12 protein-coding genes are annotated in these 18,020 nt (G+C 34.7%); 11 read left to right on the top strand and 1 reads right to left on the bottom strand.

Annotated elements, in window-relative coordinates; all coding sequences use genetic code 11:
• The first annotated feature begins 175 nt into the window (after window positions 1-175).
• The 5 genes from BM243_RS14385 to BM243_RS14365 all read left to right on the top strand — a co-directional run bounded on the left by BM243_RS14385 (window position 176) and on the right by BM243_RS14365 (window position 7,316).
• On the top strand, window positions 176-2,968 hold the full coding sequence (locus BM243_RS14385; protein ID WP_074913216.1) for a type I restriction endonuclease subunit R: 2,793 nt from the start codon (window positions 176-178) through the stop codon (window positions 2,966-2,968).
• Window positions 2,969-2,984: 16 nt separating this feature from the next.
• Window positions 2,985-4,529, top strand: coding sequence for a type I restriction-modification system subunit M (locus BM243_RS14380; protein ID WP_074913213.1), 1,545 nt, complete (start codon window positions 2,985-2,987; stop codon window positions 4,527-4,529).
• An 11-nt stretch (window positions 4,530-4,540) separates the two neighbouring features.
• Complete coding sequence (locus BM243_RS14375; RefSeq protein ID WP_074913211.1) at window positions 4,541-5,782, top strand: restriction endonuclease subunit S; 1,242 nt, start codon at window positions 4,541-4,543, stop codon at window positions 5,780-5,782.
• Between the two features lie 78 nt (window positions 5,783-5,860).
• Window positions 5,861-6,556: a DUF4145 domain-containing protein gene (locus tag BM243_RS14370; RefSeq protein ID WP_074913209.1), complete on the top strand. Its 696-nt coding sequence runs from the start codon at window positions 5,861-5,863 to the stop codon at window positions 6,554-6,556.
• Between the two features lie 151 nt (window positions 6,557-6,707).
• Window positions 6,708-7,316 carry a recombinase family protein gene (locus tag BM243_RS14365; RefSeq protein WP_074913207.1) on the top strand — a complete coding sequence of 203 codons (609 nt, stop codon included), beginning with the start codon at window positions 6,708-6,710 and terminating at the stop codon, window positions 7,314-7,316.
• Window positions 7,317-7,427: 111 nt separating this feature from the next.
• Here BM243_RS14365 and BM243_RS14360 read toward each other — a convergent pair whose 3' ends face one another.
• A complete protein-coding gene (locus BM243_RS14360; RefSeq protein WP_074913205.1) occupies window positions 7,428-8,048 on the bottom strand; it encodes a hypothetical protein in 621 nt (206 codons plus the stop codon).
• Window positions 8,049-8,337: 289 nt separating this feature from the next.
• Here BM243_RS14360 and BM243_RS14355 point away from each other — a divergent pair, with 289 nt between their 5' ends.
• The 6 genes from BM243_RS14355 to BM243_RS14330 all read left to right on the top strand — a co-directional run bounded on the left by BM243_RS14355 (window position 8,338) and on the right by BM243_RS14330 (window position 17,404).
• Window positions 8,338-9,135, top strand: a complete 798-nt coding sequence (locus BM243_RS14355) for a heteromeric transposase endonuclease subunit TnsA (protein ID WP_074913203.1) — start codon at window positions 8,338-8,340, stop codon at window positions 9,133-9,135.
• 10 nt (window positions 9,136-9,145) lie between these two features.
• Window positions 9,146-11,071, top strand: a complete 1,926-nt coding sequence (locus BM243_RS14350; protein WP_074913201.1) for a DDE-type integrase/transposase/recombinase — start codon at window positions 9,146-9,148, stop codon at window positions 11,069-11,071.
• Between the two features lie 12 nt (window positions 11,072-11,083).
• Window positions 11,084-12,412, top strand: coding sequence for an AAA family ATPase (locus tag BM243_RS14345; protein ID WP_074913199.1), 1,329 nt, complete (start codon window positions 11,084-11,086; stop codon window positions 12,410-12,412).
• 20 nt (window positions 12,413-12,432) lie between these two features.
• On the top strand, window positions 12,433-14,109 hold the full coding sequence (locus BM243_RS14340) for a TnsD family Tn7-like transposition protein (protein WP_074913197.1): 1,677 nt from the start codon (window positions 12,433-12,435) through the stop codon (window positions 14,107-14,109).
• 651 nt (window positions 14,110-14,760) lie between these two features.
• Complete coding sequence (locus tag BM243_RS14335; RefSeq protein ID WP_074913194.1) at window positions 14,761-15,162, top strand: DEAD/DEAH box helicase; 402 nt, start codon at window positions 14,761-14,763, stop codon at window positions 15,160-15,162.
• 220 nt (window positions 15,163-15,382) lie between these two features.
• The gene (locus BM243_RS14330; RefSeq protein WP_074913192.1) at window positions 15,383-17,404 is read left to right on the top strand and encodes a hypothetical protein; all 2,022 of its coding nucleotides are present in this window, start codon (window positions 15,383-15,385) and stop codon (window positions 17,402-17,404) included.
• The last annotated feature ends 616 nt before the right edge of the window (window positions 17,405-18,020 follow it).

Below are 18,020 nucleotides of genomic sequence, written 5' to 3'. Positions count from 1 at the left end.
AAGCACTCACTGTCCGATTTAATGGACTTTATACATGATATAATTATTTAGTGTATGACTTTGAAGTGCGATATGACATCATGCTCAGAATCAATTATAATTGAACATAAAAAGAACTATATAGTCAAAGAATTGATTTGCTATAGTAAATCATTGAAATAGTGGGGGGACACCAATGGAAGAATTTAAGAGGGAAGAAGATAGAAATAATACTTCGGGTTATCAATCAGAAGCACAATTAGAAGACCTTCTGGTTAAAGACCTTGTGAGAAAAGGATATGAGAAGGTGATTATTCCTGACAGTAATGAGCTGGAGCGTAATTTTAGAAACATGCTCTATAAGTTCAATCAGGATAAGCTAAATGAAAAGCCTTTTTCTGATAAAGAGTTTGAGAAAGTTCTGCTTCACATCGAAGGTAAGAGTATCTATCAGAGCGCAAAGAATCTGAGGGACCAGATGGTTCTTACAAGAGATGACGGGACTGAGGTTTACATTTCATTTTTAAGCGATGACCACTCGAAGAATTTGTACCAGGTGACAAACCAGGTGACAATCATCGGAAAGTACACCAATCGTTATGACGTGACGCTTCTCATCAATGGATTACCTATTTGCCAGATTGAGTTAAAGCGTAGAGGCATGGACATGAAGGCTGCTTTCAACCAGATTATGAGGTATAGAAGGCATTCTCTTACTGGACTTTATCGTTATGTACAGCTTTTTGTCATCAGTAATGGAGTCGATACGAAATATTTCTCCAACAATGATGGTGACATTAACTTTGGAAATACATTCTTTTGGACAGATGATGAGAATAATAGAATTTCTGTACTCCAGGACTTCTCAGATTCATTCTTTAATAGATATTTCCTGACCAAAGTCCTTTCAAGATACTTCATCATCAATGATACAGATAAACTCCTTATGGTCATGAGACCATACCAGATATTTGCTACGGAAGCACTTGTAAAGAAAGCTACGGAAACTACAGCCAGTGCCTATGTGTGGCACACGACAGGTGCTGGAAAGACACTGACCTCATTTAAGGCCAGTCAACTCATCGCTCAGGACAGCCAGGTAAAGAAAGTATTCTTCCTGGTGGACAGGAAAGACCTGGATGCTCAGACAACGCAAGAGTTCAATAAGTTTGAAGCAGGTTCTGTAGATGCCACAGACAGCACTGGAATCCTTGTAAAACAGATTAAAGACAAGCAGAGGAAGCTTATCATTACAACCATCCAAAAACTTGCTCATGCAGTGAATTCTGCCAGATATGAGAAGGTAATGGAGCTTTATAAGGATGAAAAGGTCATATTCATCATTGATGAGTGTCATAGAAGCCAGTTTGGAGACATGCACAAGGCAATCAAGAAGCACTTCACCAAAGCACAATACTTTGGATTCACGGGAACACCTCGATTTACAGAGAATAAGAGTCAAGATGGAAGAACCACTGCAGATATCTTTGGCAAGTGTATCCATACTTACCTCATCAAGGAAGCCATCCATGACAATAACGTATTAGGCTTCCATGTGGAGTACATTCAGACTTTTACAGGTCAGTATGATGAATCTGATGATTCCTTGGTTGAAGGAATTGACACCAATGAGGTGTATGAAAACCCTGAGAGAATTGCACTGGTTGCGAATCACATCATCAATCATCACAACATGAAGACCAGAAACAGACAGTACACGGCACTCTTTACCGTATCTTCTATCCCGATGCTCATCAAATACTATGATATGTTCAAGAGCATTGACCATGACTTGAGAATTACTGGTATCTTTAGCTTTGGGCAGAATGAAGATGCAGAAGGCAGAGATGAGCACTCAAGAGATGCTCTCGATAGAATTATCCTGGACTATAACAAGGAGTTTGGCACAAACTTCTCCACTGAGACCTTTGGTGCATACAATACAGACGTTTCTAAGAGAGTAAAGACGAAGCAGATAGACATACTCTTGACCGTTAACATGTTTACTACAGGATTTGACTCCAAGCCTCTCTCCACACTTTATGTCGATAAGCGTCTTAAGTACCACGACCTACTCCAGGCATTTTCCCGAACCAATCGTGTGGAACTTGCCACAAAGCCCTACGGCAACATCGTATGCTATCGAAACCTCAAAGTGAGAACAGATGAAGCCATTAAGCTTTTTAGCCAGACTGACAATGTGGACGATGTTCTTCTTCGGGAGTATACCTACTACTTGGAGAAGTTCCAGGATGCAGTGGCTGACCTGTTTGAAGTCGTGAAGACTCCACAGGATGTAGATAAACTCATGTCAGAGGACGACCAGAAGAAGTTTATCATCGCTTTCAGAGAGTTATCCAAGCTTCTCCTCATCCTTCAATCCTTTGTTGAATTCGAGTTTGACCCAGAGATTCTCCATATCTCAGAGCAGATGTATCAGGACTTTAGAAGTAAGTATCTAGACCTTCATGACCAAATCTCAAGGACTTCAGGGGATAAAGTAACCATTCTTGACGATATTGACTTCTCCATAGAGCTGATGCACACCGACAGAATCAATGTGGCCTACATCATGAACCTTATCAGAAACATCAACTTTGAGAATGAGGAAAAGAAGAAGAAAGATGTGGAGTACATCAAGAAGGAACTGGATAGAACCGATAACCCACAGCTTCGCAAGAAGGTTGACCTTATTAAGGCGTTCCTGGATGAAGTGATTCCAGGGATAACACCAGAGGATAATGTGGATGATGAGTACCTTGGGTTCGAGAACAGGAAAAGGGATGAAGAAATCACTGGATTCGCATCTGAAAAGAATGTGGAACCGAGTATTCTTACCAGAGAGATATCAGAGTTTGAATTTACTGGTATCTTTGACAGAGAAAGAATCAGAGAAGCTTTAGGGACTGGAATTTCATTCCTTAAGAAAAGGACTTTACTGGAAGAGATTGGTAACTTTATCGTAGAACTTGTTTCAAAATATGAGTAGAAAAGGGGATAAATAGATGACATTAACACAAAAACAGCAGAAGCAGCAGAGAGAACTCCATTCCAAGCTTTGGACCATGGTCAATGACCTAAGAGGTAATATGGAAGCCTATGAGTTCAAAAACTACATCCTGGGTGTTATCTTCTACCGATACCTTTCTGAAAGAATGGAGAAGTATGTGGGCAATCTCCTGAAAGATGATGGAATTACTTTTGAAGAGGCTTGGAAGAACGATGAGTACAAAGAAGCGCTTATAGATGAGTCTTTAAAGGACTTAGGCTTTGTCATTGAACCAGAAAACCTCTTTTCTCACCTCATGAAGCAGGTTGAATTAGGCACTTTCACCGTAGAAGTGTTCCACAAGGCTATCAATGATGTTGTTGAGTCAACATTAGGACAGCCATCTCAGGATGCTTTTGACGGACTGTTTGAAGATATGGACCTAACATCGGTGAAACTGGGCAGGGAAGTGAGAGAGAGGGGGAAACTTATGGGGAAAATTCTCTCCACAGTGGACTCCATCAGCTTTGGACATGAGGATATTACCATTGATGTATTAGGTGATAGTTATATGTATCTTATAGGTATGTTCGCACAAAGTGCTGGTAAAAAGGGAGGGGAGTTCTATACTCCGATATCAATTACGGAGCTAGTCGCTAAAATTGCAACCCATGGCAGAGAAGACATCCTTTCGGTTTCAGACCCTACCTGTGGAAGCGGTGGTCTTCTTCTGGAGACAAAGAAGTATTCCAATGTGAGATTCTTTGATGGAGCAGAACTTACTTCAACCACGTATAACCTCTGTAGAATGAACATGATTATCCATAATATTCCATATACCAACTTTAACATTGCAAACACCGATACCATAGAAAGACCCGCACATATGGAAAAAACCTATTCCGTACAGGTGGCCAACCCACCTTATTCAGCATCGTACAGTGGGGACCCTAAGTTTTTAGAAGATGACAGATTCTCCCAGTATGGAAAACTGGCACCAAAATCAAAGGCTGACTTTGCATTTGTGCAGCACATGGTTCATCAGATGGATGAGGATGGAATCGCAGTAGTGCTTCTGCCTCACGGAGTGCTCTTTAGAGGAGCGGCAGAAGGAACCATAAGGGAATACATGATTAGGGAACTAAACGTCATAGACACGATTATAGGACTCCCTGCAGGCTGCTTTATGGGGACCCCAATCGCAGTTGCTTGCCTAATACTAAAGAAGAATAGAAAAGATATCAAAGATATATTTTTCGTTGATGCATCCAAAGAATTTGTCCCTGGAAAACCAGTGAATGCTCTATCCGAAGAGCATATTGAGAAGATTCTGGAGACCTATGTGGCAAGAGAAGATGTAGACAAGTATGCAAAGAAAGCTTCCATGGAAGAAATTGTGGAAAATGGCTACAATCTCAACATTCCAAGATATGTGGACACATTTGAGGAAGAAGAGGAAATAGACATTCAGGCTGTAAAGGAAAAGTATATTGAGCTTGAAACAGAAGCAAAAGAGATTGAGAAAAAGATAGAAGAATACTTTGCAGAGCTTGGGATATAGGGGATGAATGTATGAGTAAAAAAACTTCACGATTAAGATTTAATAAGTACAAGTCTTCACCTCAGATTGGGAAATTAGGGGATTATTCCATAAAAGTTGGAAGTGGAAAAACTCCTAAAGGGGGCTCCTCTGTATATCAAAATGATGGTGTAATTCTTATTAGGAGCCAAAATGTTCTTGATGGGCAGCTAGAGCTGAATGAAGTTGCCTTTATTTCTCATGAAATAAATAAAACAATGAGCAACTCTGAAGTTAATCCGAACGATGTTTTACTGAATATTACAGGAGCTTCCATCGGACGATGTGCTATTGTCCCCAATGATTTCCCCCCAGCTAATGTAAATCAGCATGTATGTATTATTCGTGCAGATGAAAACAAGCTAGACCCCAAATATCTTATGCAACAGATTTTATCTCCCAGAATTCAGAACCAGATTAATAGTCTTCAAGCAGGTGGAAATAGAGAGGGACTGAATTTTCAGCAAATTAGAGCTTTTAATGTGGTGATTCACGACTATCAAGAGCAAGTTCAAATTGGGAATTTTCTCTCCACCATTGACTCCCGCATCACCAACCAATCCTCCAAAATTGACTCTCTCCAGGAGTTGAAGAAGGGGGTAATGCAAAAGATATTCTCACAGGAGATTAGATTTAAGAGGGAAGATGGGGGAGAATATCCTGATTGGGAGTACAGAAGATTATGCGATTTTTCAACAAGAGTTACAAGGAAAAATAAGAATTTGCAAAGTAATCGAGCATTAACAATATCCTCTATCGATGGATTAGTTGAGCAAGAAAGCTATTTTACTCGAAGAGTAGCAAGTTCAAATATTAAAGGTTATTTCTTGCTGAGAAAAGGTGAGTTTGCGTATAACAAAAGCTACTCAAATGGATACCCATGGGGTTCGATTAAAATGCTGAAGAAATATGATGAAGGGGTGTTATCTACTTTATATATTTGTTTCTCTATAGATGAATCGGTAGACGGCGAGTTCTTCGAGCATTATTTCAATTCTAATAATTGGCACAACGAAATTTCGATGATTGCAGTAGAAGGTGCAAGAAATCATGGATTGCTAAATGTAAGACCAGGTGATTTTTTTGAGACTGTTCATGAGTTGCCCTCATTAGAAGAACAGCATAAAATCGCAGACTTCCTCTCCACCCTCGACTCAAAAATTGACATTGAATCACAAATCTTGTCCACGCTTCAAACCCTGAAGAAGGGGCTGCTGCAACAGATGTTTGTGTAAATTAATTGAACAATGCATAAGGACTATTCTTCTTTGGTTTAGATAGTATTATAGTGAATGAAATAGGAGGAAATAGAGATGAAAGGAAAAACAGCAGAATTTAATGTCATTTCTTTTATATGTCCGATATGTGGAGTACACTCAAGGCAAATTTGGGGGCATTATGGCATCAATGGCAATGTAGAAGGGGTTTATACTAAGTTTGATGTACTATACGATAATCCTGGGTCAATGGCATCTTCCCCTAGTATGTATGAAGAGAAATTGTCTATAGCACTTTGTTCAAATTGCGAAAATCATTCAGTTTGGATGAATATGAAGTTAATATACCCAAATCTTTCGACTGCTCCGCTCCCAACTGAGAACATGCCAGAAGATGTGTTGTTGGATTATATTGAAGCAAGAAATGTACTTACAATATCTCCTAGGTCTTCCGCAGCACTATTAAGACTAGCACTTCAAAAACTTTGCATTAGATTAGGTGGTAAGGGAAAAAACATAAATGATGACATAAAGAATCTAGTTGAGAATGGTTTGCCAGAAAAAATACAAAAAGCACTTGATATAGTGAGGGTGATTGGAAATGATTCAGTGCATCCTGGGCAAATAGATGTTAGTGACAATCCAGAAATTGCGAGTTCTTTGTTTCAAATGATAAATATTATTGTCGATAAGATGATAACTGAACCAAAGACGATTGATGGTTTGTTTGAGAGTCTTCCTGAAGATAAGCGAAAAGGTATAGAAATAAGAGATGCAAAGAAAAGTGACTAATAATTAATAGGGAAATAGGGTGTACCTTAATGTGTACATCCTAGAATCCAAATAAATAGTACTTTTCCCCCCACCTTTTCCCAGAATTTACTACTAAAAATGTACACAACATGTATTTGACCCTATTTTGTACAATCGGAGGAGATTAAATTTGGTATTTTTCTACATTAGAGTATCTGATGCTGGCCAAAATGAAGGAAGGCAGCTTGAAGCACTAAAGAACTATTATCCTGAAGTCTTGGATGAAAATATCTTTATAGATAAAGAATCAGGGAAAGACTTTAATAGAGAAGCATACAAGAAACTTAAGATGATAGCACGCGCTGGTGATGTTATTATTCTAAGTTCTCTTGATAGGTTTGGTAGAAACAAAGAAATGATAAAAACAGAGCTAGGGGAATTCCAGAAGAAAGGTGTACAGATAAAAATCCTTAATATCCCAACAACACTTGTTGATATTGGTGAAAATCAATCATGGATAATGGAAATGATTTCTAATATCATCATAGAGGTACTGAGTTCTTTTGCGGAAGAAGAAAGAAATATGATTAGACAAAGACAGAGGGAAGGTATTGAGCTTGCGAAAAAGCAGGGGAAATATGTGGGAAGAAAGAAGGGTACATCTAAAGTAAGTGATAAAGAATTTTTGAAAATACATAAACAGTGTTTAGAAGGTGGTATAACAGTGGAGCAGGCAACCAAGCTACTTGGTTTCAAGAGCAGAACCAGCTATTATAGAAGAGCTAAAGATTTTTCTTAAGCAATTATACTTAATGATTGGCAAGATAATAAAACTAATTGAATATTTAAGAAAAATAGAAGAACGAGCATCTGGCTCGTTCTTTCTTAATTTGTGGAAAATGCGAAATTTTTATTTATCAGTACTAGTATCACTACTTATATATGACAAAATTAGCTCTGTACCTTTCTCTAGAAACTCCAATTTGTTATCTGCATTAGAATATGAAAGTTCTTCAAAAGTAATGAAATTATTGATTAGAGAATATCTGCAAAGCATCTCAATATAATCTTTAGAAGGTCTTAAAATGATAATTCCATTTTGAATAGTAAGATTATTGAAAAAGCGCATGCAATGATTTTCATGAACTTCTGATATTTTTAGTGTAATTGAAGCAGTCGATAAATGCTCTAGTTTTCTTTTAATATCGCACTCAGACCACATATAGCCTAAACTAGTGCAATGTTGTAATAATAGGTTCATATCGGCGCTTAGTTCAGCATCGGCTAGACAGGATGGGTTATTCAAATTGAAAATATAGTTTAATAAAACAGAATCTATAGGATAAAGAGCATTCTTGACAAAATCGGTATATGCTTCATTGAGTGCAAGAATCATTCCAATTTTATTCAAAGCCATAATTTCAGATATTGTTTTAGTATAGTGATAAGAGGATTTTCTTTCATGAATAAATAAATCAATGTTATAAATTTTAAAAATCCTTCTAAATACTTGTGTTCGAGTCATACTCATAGATTTCCTCCAAGTCACTGAATTTATAAAGCGAAATAGATGTTGTTAAGCAAGAAATAAGAAAATAGTGCAGTATAAGCATATAACAATATGGATAAAATGTAAAATTAAATATTTTAGTGCCTACTAAAAGGGAAATAAAGTTGACAATAGTCAAATAAATATAATCAAATGGAATCTAATTTATCATAAAGTTGTAATTACAACATTAGTACATATTTAAAATATAATGAAATGTAGTACAATGGAGGTGTTCTGTGTCAGAAAATTTTGTTAGGAGAATTATAATATGAGTAAGAGAAATATTGATTGGAATGATTCGAAATTAAAGCAAAGATTAAGTGAAGGAAGAGGAACTGGAGAAAAAGAAGATTATACTCCTTGGCATAAAACGCAAGATTTTCCAAGCTACGGGCGTGCTAGTCGACTACTTGGGGTTAAAACAGGTAGAATACATCATTTTTTTTCGAAAACTCAAAGAGACTACTTCTTATTACTGGACTGGGACGATTCAGTTTATGACATTAGAGAACAGTTCCCATTACTTGATTATAAAACTGTAATCAGTGAATTAAGTGACATTGAATGTAGTAAATTCTCTAATGATATAGCAGATTATGTTTTAACAACTACATTTCTTGTAACGATGGTTAATGACGATGGAAGTTTTAAGTACTTCGCTCGTTCGGTAAAATATGCATCTGACTTAGAAAAGAAGATTGCCCAAGAAAAGTTGGAGATAGAACGAAGGTATTGGGAAAGCAAATCAATCGAATGGAAGCTAGTGACGAATAAAGATATAAACATGGTAAAAGTAAAGAATCTGGAATACATAAATCAATCATCGTCACTTAAGTATACGAACGAAAGTTTTGAAGATATATCACATCGAATACGTGATAAATATTTATGTGGTAACGATAAGATTCTGAGCACTATTTTTGCAGATATTGATAATACTATGGGCCTTCCAAGGGGGGAGTGTATTCTTATTTTCAAATCACTACTTGCTAGAAAAATGATTATTGTTGATATTAATGAAATGATAGATATTAGGAGACCGATGGAATTAGTGTTTCGATATTAGGAGAAGATTTATGAAGCTATTGGTGAATGCACTTATAAATATTGATGAGACTATTTACAGAGTTCTTTGGATAGATTCTGAGTACTATGTAATTATTTCAATGACCGAAAATAAGATGCCTATTTTTATCACGAAAATTGAACTTGATAAAAAGATTAGTAAAGGAAAGGTCGAAGAACATTTAGTTGTTGAGATACCTATTCAAAATTCTCCTATAATAAAAAAGGATGAAGAAAAAAGAGAGTCGGATTGGAACAAACTTAAAGTTTTTTTAAAAAATGAACCAGATATATATTTCAAGAAATTCAGAACCGAGCAAATCAAAAAATATAAACATAATATTGGGTATTCAGAGCAATATATTAATATTTTAATGAAGAAGTACTGGAGAGGAGGAAAGACGAATAATGTCTTTTTGCCTCAATATAAGAACTGTGGAGCACCAGGAAAGAATAGAGGTGAGAATGGCTTAAAGAGAGGAAGACCAAGTAAGTATACAGGAGGAGTAAATGTAACTGAGAAGTGGAAAAATGAGTTTTCAAAAGCTCTAAATAAGTATTACTACTCAAAATCAAAGAACTCTATTACGATGACTTATCATCTAATGAGGAAAGATGTACTTGAGAGAGGCATAGAAGATATACCAACAGTTGGGCAGTTCCGCTACTGGTTTCTTAAGAATCGAAGAGTAAAGTCTGAGATTGTATCTAGATATAGTGGGAAAAAGTACCTTAGAGATTATAGACCGCTACTAGGAAATAATTCGGACACACTTCCAGGTGTATTTGAGATTGATGCACATATTGGGGATGTGTATTTAACCTCCGATTTTAATAGAAAATACATAATAGGGAGACCAACAGTATACATAGCTATTGATAAATTCTCCAGAATTATATGTGGGATGTATGTTGGATTCGATAGTTCTTACTCTAATGCAGCAATGGCTTTGAAGAATTGTGTTTCTGATAAGGTTGAGTTTTGCAAACATTATGGAATCCCTATTGAGCCTGAGCAGTGGCCTGTTGCAGCTTTGCCCAATAAGCTAGTAGCAGACCGTGGTGAGATTGAAGGCACCTCTATTGAGAATTTAATAGAATCACTAGGTATTGAAGTAGAGTTAATGCCTAGCTCAAGAGCTGATTTGAAAGGGATTGTTGAAGGTTTCTTTAATTTAACGAATAGTCACATTAAGTCACTACTTCCAGGGAAAATTGATTTAGATGGAAGAGAGAGAGGAGACGGAGATTATCGGAAATCAGCAACGCTAACTATGAGAGAGTATACTGCAATCATTATCCATACAATATTGTATTATAACAACTGCTTACTAATGAATTACAATAGAACTCCAAAAATGATAGAAGATGACCTTGTCCCTACACCAATCAATCTTTGGAACTGGGGGTTAGAAAACTTTGGAGCTAACATTAGATATGGTTCACAAGAAGTCATATTGGCACTAATGACAAAAGCAGAAGCTAGTATTACAAGACGTGGAATAAAGTATAAGAGTATGTACTATGCATCCAGTAGTTTAACCAAGAATGGATACTTTGATAGAGGTGCTAATAAGCTTAAAAAAGTGCATATTTATCTTGATAGTAGAAATCTTTCCTATATCTACATCGAAAATCCATATTCAATGTCTATAGAGAAGTGTGAGTTGCTTCCTACTAGTCATAAATTTAAAGATAAATCTATTGAAGATTGTGAGATACTGATTAATCAAGAGGCTGACATTAGGAAGCAATTTAGTGATAATAACTCTAATAAAAGAACTGAACTCATACGCGAGATAGAAAACATTGTAAGTAAGGCGCAGGCAGAGATGACTTTTGACGTTAGTACTAGAGAAGTTAAAAACATTAGAGAGAATCGAAAAATAGAAAAACAAAAGAAAAAGACGATGGATGCTTTTGAATTAGATTTATAACGAGGTGTATTAATGGAAGGAAAGTTAGCGAGCTACATAGATTCGAAAATTCCTCAGTACAAAGGAAATCCTTTAATAGAAGCACTGCCACAAAGTAAAAGCGACTTAGAACTGATTAAGGAGTTAACTGTAGACGTTGACTGGTTCAATGAGTTAGATGTACTAGATGATGACGAGAAAATTTATGCCATGGACTCAATACAGTATTTATTCCAGCCTATCCCAAAGGTTCTAGATATGAAAAAAAGCATTGATAGGTTGATAAGAGTTGGGTACATGAATCGTAATCCTCTATCAAAAGACAATCTAAATCACCAAGTTCCCAATATCGCAATAATTGGGGTTTCTGGAATTGGTAAAACAACTACAATTGATAGAGTTCTATCTACCTATAATCAAACCATATATCATGATTCATATAAAGATGTTCCATATAAAGCAACTCAAATTGTGTGGATAAAGTTAAACACGCCATTCGATGGTTCACTCAAAAGTTTGCTATTTGAGTTCTATGGTGAAATTGATAAACTTCTTAAAACAAAGTACTTCGAAAGATTTAGCAAGAATCGAGCTACAACAGATATTATGATGCAGTCTATATCCAATATTGCTAAGAGTTGTAATGTTGGATTGATTGTGATTGACGAGATTCAAAATCTTGAAAATGTATCAAATAAAAATAAAATGATGGTCATGAATTTTTTTGTGAGCTTAAGTAATACAATAGGTGTCCCTTTGGTTTTGGTTTCTACGCCTGCAGGAATTGAGCTTCTAAGACAGGATTTCAGACAAGCCAGACGTATGGTGTCTGCGATAGATTCTATTATTTGGGATAAGTTAGAAAATGATGAATCCTGGAGTATTCTGGTTAATTCTATAATGAAATATCAGATAACACCAACAAAAGCATCATGTGAGAAGGAACTCATTGATACTTTTTACAACGAGTCAGGGGGAATAGTTGATATTCTTAAAAAACTTCATATATCATCACAAGTATTAGCTTTAAAACGCAAGGCTGATAAAGTAGATAGAGAAATAATTGTCTTTGCAGCTAAGCAATCACTTAAGCTAATTGAACCAATGATGACCTCAATACACACTCCAAATCCATTTGGAATGCTATTGTATCCTGATATTAATATTCCTGAAAAACTAAGAGTGGATACAAAGATGAGTACGTCACGAAAAACAAAGATAGATAAGAAAAAAGCTAACGGAGGGCTAAAACTGTATTCAAATCCTCAAGATTTAAGAGAAGTGATAAAATTTGGGAATCTTGAAGGTAAGAATGCATATTTGTCACTGAAAGATGCTGGGTATACAGTTGAAGAAATTTAGAATCATGTAAGGAGGATAACATGTACTTTTTCCCTACACCATATCCAGACGAATTGTTCTATAGCATTATAGCGCGATACCACTATTTATCAGGTAATGTTAAGAACATTCATACTGTGTTAGATTTATTTGGGACAAGAAATGCTGTAAGTACAATAGAGTTTCCAAGTAGGCTTGAAGAATTAAACAATTCGCTTCCTAAAAGTATTCAGATTGATATCTCAAACATAATCCAAAAAAATACACTATTAGATTTTTATTGTGCTTTTAAAAGTAATGAGGTGCGTGAAGACATAATAAAGGCGATGTATGAGAATGGTGGTAAAGGAATACATGTTAAGTTAGGATTAGTTAGCGGAGGAACTTTGTTCCATAAGTACTTAAGATACTGTCCAAGTTGTATAAAGCAAGATACAGATAGTTTCGGAGGTCCATATTGGCACCGAGAGCACCAAATTGCAGGAGTTTACTTATGTACGAAACATGCTTGTTTAACTCTTAATAGTGATGTACTGCGCAATCAAACGAATAGGCAGCAGTGGTTTGCTCTGAGCACAAATATTGCTAAAGATAGTGGGGAACTCAACGAATATACTTTGGGAATTATTGACAATTTTAAGACTTATTCGAGTTACGCATACTATCTTCTAAAGAACCCGCAATCTAGGAATCTTGAGTGGATAAAAAAGCGTTATAGAATTATTCTGTTTGAAAAAGGTTATGCTAGACTAAATAATTACGTTAAAATTAATAAGCTCACAAAAGACATTATTAATTATTTTCCTGCTGAGTATTTAAGACTAATGAACTGCAATGATAATTTTAATTGGGTAATCAATCTATTAACAGGAAATAAGAATCCCGATACTGTTAAACATCTAGTTTTCTTGCAATTCTTAGAAGTTCATCCTAGTGAGTTTTTTGATTCTAAATATGATGACTTAGGTTCTATTGATATTAAAGAGTATTTCCAATCTATATGGGATAATAGGCTTACGGAGCTAATTAAGATTGGAAAATCACAAAGAGAAATCTTTCAAATAATGAAAACAAGCAGGATAACGGTAATAAAGCGATTGAATGAATTAGGGATTGAAGTTCAGTGGGCTTATAATGGTGGGACTAGATATAAGAAAAGGTACACAGAAACAGATGAGTTCCAGGCAAAAAAAGTTGAGATGCGTAATTCTTGGATAAAATGGCATGAAGAGAATCCGAAATTAGGAAGTCATTCAATTCGTAGAGACCATGATTTTGTATATGCATGGTTACACAAGTATGATAATGATTGGGTCAAGAAAAGTTACAGAGTATCAAACAAATCTAATACTACTAGAGTAAACTGGACCGAAAGAGATTATATGTTATTAGAAGAAGTGAATGAAGTAATTCAGTCCATCATTCTTGAAGGGAATAATAGGGTGACCCTTGGTAGAGTCGCAGCAATACTTAATATAAAAGGTTGGATATACAAGAAATCACAGCATATTCCCCTTACAATGGGATATATTAATGGCCATTTGGAGTCAGTAGAAGAATTTCATAAAAGAAAGCTAAATACCGCTATTAATCAGCAAATGTTAGATAACGGTCTATTAAGTTACAACAAAGTCTTTGAAAAAGCAAAAATCAACTATAGGTATAAAGAGCGGTATAGAAGATTCACAGAAGAGAAAATAAATGAGATTCTAAAATAAGAACTCCTGTAAAATTGGAATATTTTCTAATGCTTATTCGTATAATAATATATGAGATAAGCAGGAGTACTAATATTCGGTACACATTTTCTCATTTGGTTGGAATTAGTCCCCCGCTAATGAGAACCAGGGTAAAGAGAGTCAGATTGGCTCTCTTTTTCGTTTGTATAATTTATGAATAGTATTTTATATAATTGTTATTAAATATAAAAAATAACATATCAATTAAATTGAAGACGCATTAAAAAATCAGGATAGCCTTTAAACTATCCTGATTTTTCGGGTTTTTATCTAGCGCTAATTCTTGCAACCATTTTTCTCACAAGTGATTCGTTGATGCGTTTCAACCCAATGGCTAGGGTTTTCTTTAGTGTTAGTACCACATCCAGTCTTTCCACCCTTACTTCCACTATGAATTATTCCAGTTGGAGTATGTTTAACTGCCATGAAATAGACCTCCTTTCTAATAAATTTGCTTTCGGTTTAATATTTGAATGTTTAAAAGATACCTAAAATATACGTCTAAATATATTAATGCAAAAATCATATCAGAGTTGATAGATGATTGGATTTCTAATGGTTTGAGTTTGCTGCTATATCTGAGTTCGATTATGTTATACTTAGTAATAATGCATTAAGGGGAATAATATAATGTTTTATAAGGCGAAAACAGATAAAGAACTATCTGATACTATGATAAATGAAACTATGAATTTTTACAATAGAACCCTTAAAGGCCATGGATACGAAGTAAGAGATGGTCAACCAGATATGGCTCTGGATATAGCCGAAGCAATGGCTGACAATCAACATATTATTGTAGAAGCGAGAGTGGGTATTGGAAAATCATTTGCTTACTTAGTCCCATTGATTCTATATAATAAGTTTGATGGAAATCCAGTGGTTATCGCGACCTCATCCATTGCACTTCAGGAACAGCTTAAGGATGATATTAAGAAAGTCTCGAGATTAATTAATGAGTTCTCTAAGATAAATCTTGCTTCCCCTTACAATGGAATATTTTCTAATGCTAATTCGTATAATGATATATGAGATAAACAGGAGTACTATTGTTCGGTACACATTTTCTCATTTGGTTGGAGTTAGTCCCCCGCTAATGAGAACCAGGAATGTGGACCATTATGGTCCTCATTTTCTTTATATAAATATATATTAAAATAAAAAAGCAAATTGTTATTACTCTGTATTTTCTGAAGATATGACATTATAATAAAGCTATGAGTTATACAAATATAAACATGGGGGATGTTTTATGGAAAATAACCTTTATCGACTCGGAGCATTAATGTTTGATGATGATAGTTCTTCTTTTAGTAGAAAAACAACTATAAGAAAGATAATTGAAGCTTTTTTTGTTTTAAAAGAAAATTGTACAGTATTATGTTCGGAGCTTCCAGAATTAGTGAAGGATGCCTTTGATATTGAATTACATATAGATGAAATCCAAAAAGTTCTATATAATTCTAAGAATTTTGAGTTTATTGGAGGGCATTGCCAAAAACAGCATTCTGATTATTGCAGCTTACAAGTTCATCTTACTATTAAGAGATATGAGCTAGTATCCCAAAAAGAATATTACAACTCGATATATCGATATATAGACGAATACTATAATAGCGATGAGGAAATCAGAAATATAATTACGAATGAAGAATTTACAAAGTTGATTGAAGATTTCCTGTATTCTGTATTCGTTCAAAATATTGCTAAAAGTTCTAGAATGTTTGATGTAAGTATAGACAAGAAGGACTTGCTTACAGATTTGAAAGTTTCCGAAGAGAGAAAGAAGATAATAAATAGTTTCCTAGATTACGATGACGATAATAAGAATAAAGCAATATATAATATTGGAAGTTTAGCAATTGAGTATGTAATTCTTAATGGTGGAATTGATTTACAATCACAAGAATCGAATATTCTAAAAAAAGTTTTATATTTAGACACAAATATAATTTACAGATTATTAGGTATTAACGGTGAACAAAGAAAAATAAAAGTACGTAATCTAATATCACGGTGTATTGAAACTGGGCAGCAAATAAAGATTTCTTATACAAGCAAGAAAGAATTTTTTGATTCAATTGATTATCAACTTCAAAAGGTTGTAAGATATCCATCAAATATTAGATATACGGAACCAATAGATAATGCCATAATAAAAGATTACTATGATACTAAAAGTGGAAATGCCAAGTTCTACAGAGCTAAAGTTCAAGCTGAGTATGAAGATTTAATTCGAGAGTTTAGTATTGTTGAAGAAAAATATGATTTTTACGGGACCGCGCGGGGTAAGGATAGACTAGCAATCGATAGATATGCTTCATCGATTGCTGGTTATAAAAACAAGACATTGAAGGAAGCATTACCAGATGCAACTAATACATACTATATCGAGAAGTTAAGAAGCAATCAAGGTAAAACATTTCGAGAACTTAAGGAGTTTTTCTTAACATCAGACAAAAATCTTATTAATTGGGAAACTGAGGCTAAAGAAACATATCCAGTTACAATTTATCCCAGCAATTGGCTAAGTATCATTTTGAGATTCGGAAGTAGAACAAATGATGATTATCGTTCCTTTGTTAGTTTTATAAGGAATGTACCTCACGAAGAAAAGCGAGACTTAGATGTTGTCTTGGCTACGATGCAAGTGATAGCTCAAAAAGCAGAGACGGCTGAAAAACAAAAAGCTTTGTTTGAAATTTTTGTGGAAAACGAGTATGAGAGCATCCTAAAAAAATCGAACTTTGAAGAAAAAATAATATATATTGAAGAAACTATTCCACCATATATTGACAGAATGTTTGAAGAACAATCAGAGGTAATTAGACGATTAGAAGAACAATCTAGACTAAACACTATTAAGCAACAAAAAGAGATTGAAAATCTTAGACATGAGTTCGAAGAAGACAAATCTTCAGATGATAAACAAAGGTTAGAATTGTGTGAAGAAAAGTTCAATAGTGAAATTGCTGATAGAAAATTAAGATTAGTAATTTCCATAATAGTTTTTATTGGATGTATAATAGGATTAATTTATACGTTACCTAACATTCTCAGTGTTGATAATACAAATAAAAGCAAAATACTTATAGAATTTTTCATATCTTCTATAAGCTTTCCTGTATTACTATGGAGTATTAAAAACATATATAAAACATCAAGTGTTAAAAGTTTAAAACAAGATTTATTGTTGAAAGAAATAACTAAGCAAGAAATTGATTTATTGCTTGAAAATCGTAACAAGCTTTTTTTAGTTGTACTATTCTTTTGAATGTAGAAAATAAATATTCAGAACTATTAATAACAAATTACTCATGAAGTATTTAATATAGTTGACTTTGTTTCTTACTTCCGTCACAATTAAATCATAACAAATGACATGTGCATTTTGTAGGACGAAGATGATGAGATACTTGTCATGAGGTAGCTCATAGGAGTTCCATTGGGTTCAATATGTTCACCACGACATGAATAGGCTAATGCTGAAAGAAAACATATTTTAGGATTCGGATTTCGAATCCTTTTTTTCATGAAATTTATGGTAATTGTTACTATGATAATTTAAAATAAAGTCATACCAAAAATTTAAACACCCCACTTAAGAGTGAAGCAGCAATAACTGCCTCGCTCTTTTTTTACCCCTTCCTTTCCCCATTCTTCTCCTTCTCCCAAGCCTCTATCCATTGATACAAGCTCATTTCCCACCCTTTTCCCATACATCTATCCGAAATTGTCTCTTATCCTATCATTTCCCGAACTGATGCGTGCTACGAATCTGCTCAAAGTATTGATTTAACTGTGTTTAGACAGTTAAACTCCTGAAGAAAAATCGGGTAAACGAATAAAACTAGGAGAAATGTGTGAGTGAATGAGTGGGATAAATATGT

It is taken from the genome of Proteiniclasticum ruminis, from assembly GCF_900115135.1.
In the GTDB taxonomy this organism is placed as follows: domain Bacteria; phylum Bacillota; class Clostridia; order Clostridiales; family Clostridiaceae; genus Proteiniclasticum; species Proteiniclasticum ruminis_A.
This window is presented reverse-complemented; position numbering and strand designations above follow the sequence as displayed.

Coding starts and splice junctions, on each gene's coding strand:
- BM243_RS14345 (WP_074913199.1), top strand. CDS start 11,084: ATGGAAGGAAAGTTAGCGAGCTACATAGATTCGAAAATTCCTCAGTAC.
- BM243_RS14385 (WP_074913216.1), top strand. CDS start 176: ATGGAAGAATTTAAGAGGGAAGAAGATAGAAATAATACTTCGGGTTAT.
- BM243_RS14355 (WP_074913203.1), top strand. CDS start 8,338: ATGAGTAAGAGAAATATTGATTGGAATGATTCGAAATTAAAGCAAAGA.
- BM243_RS14340 (WP_074913197.1), top strand. CDS start 12,433: ATGTACTTTTTCCCTACACCATATCCAGACGAATTGTTCTATAGCATT.
- BM243_RS14375 (WP_074913211.1), top strand. CDS start 4,541: ATGAGTAAAAAAACTTCACGATTAAGATTTAATAAGTACAAGTCTTCA.
- BM243_RS14380 (WP_074913213.1), top strand. CDS start 2,985: ATGACATTAACACAAAAACAGCAGAAGCAGCAGAGAGAACTCCATTCC.
- BM243_RS14360 (WP_074913205.1), bottom strand. CDS start 8,048: ATGAGTATGACTCGAACACAAGTATTTAGAAGGATTTTTAAAATTTAT.
- BM243_RS14370 (WP_074913209.1), top strand. CDS start 5,861: ATGAAAGGAAAAACAGCAGAATTTAATGTCATTTCTTTTATATGTCCG.
- BM243_RS14335 (WP_074913194.1), top strand. CDS start 14,761: ATGTTTTATAAGGCGAAAACAGATAAAGAACTATCTGATACTATGATA.
- BM243_RS14330 (WP_074913192.1), top strand. CDS start 15,383: ATGGAAAATAACCTTTATCGACTCGGAGCATTAATGTTTGATGATGAT.
- BM243_RS14350 (WP_074913201.1), top strand. CDS start 9,146: ATGAAGCTATTGGTGAATGCACTTATAAATATTGATGAGACTATTTAC.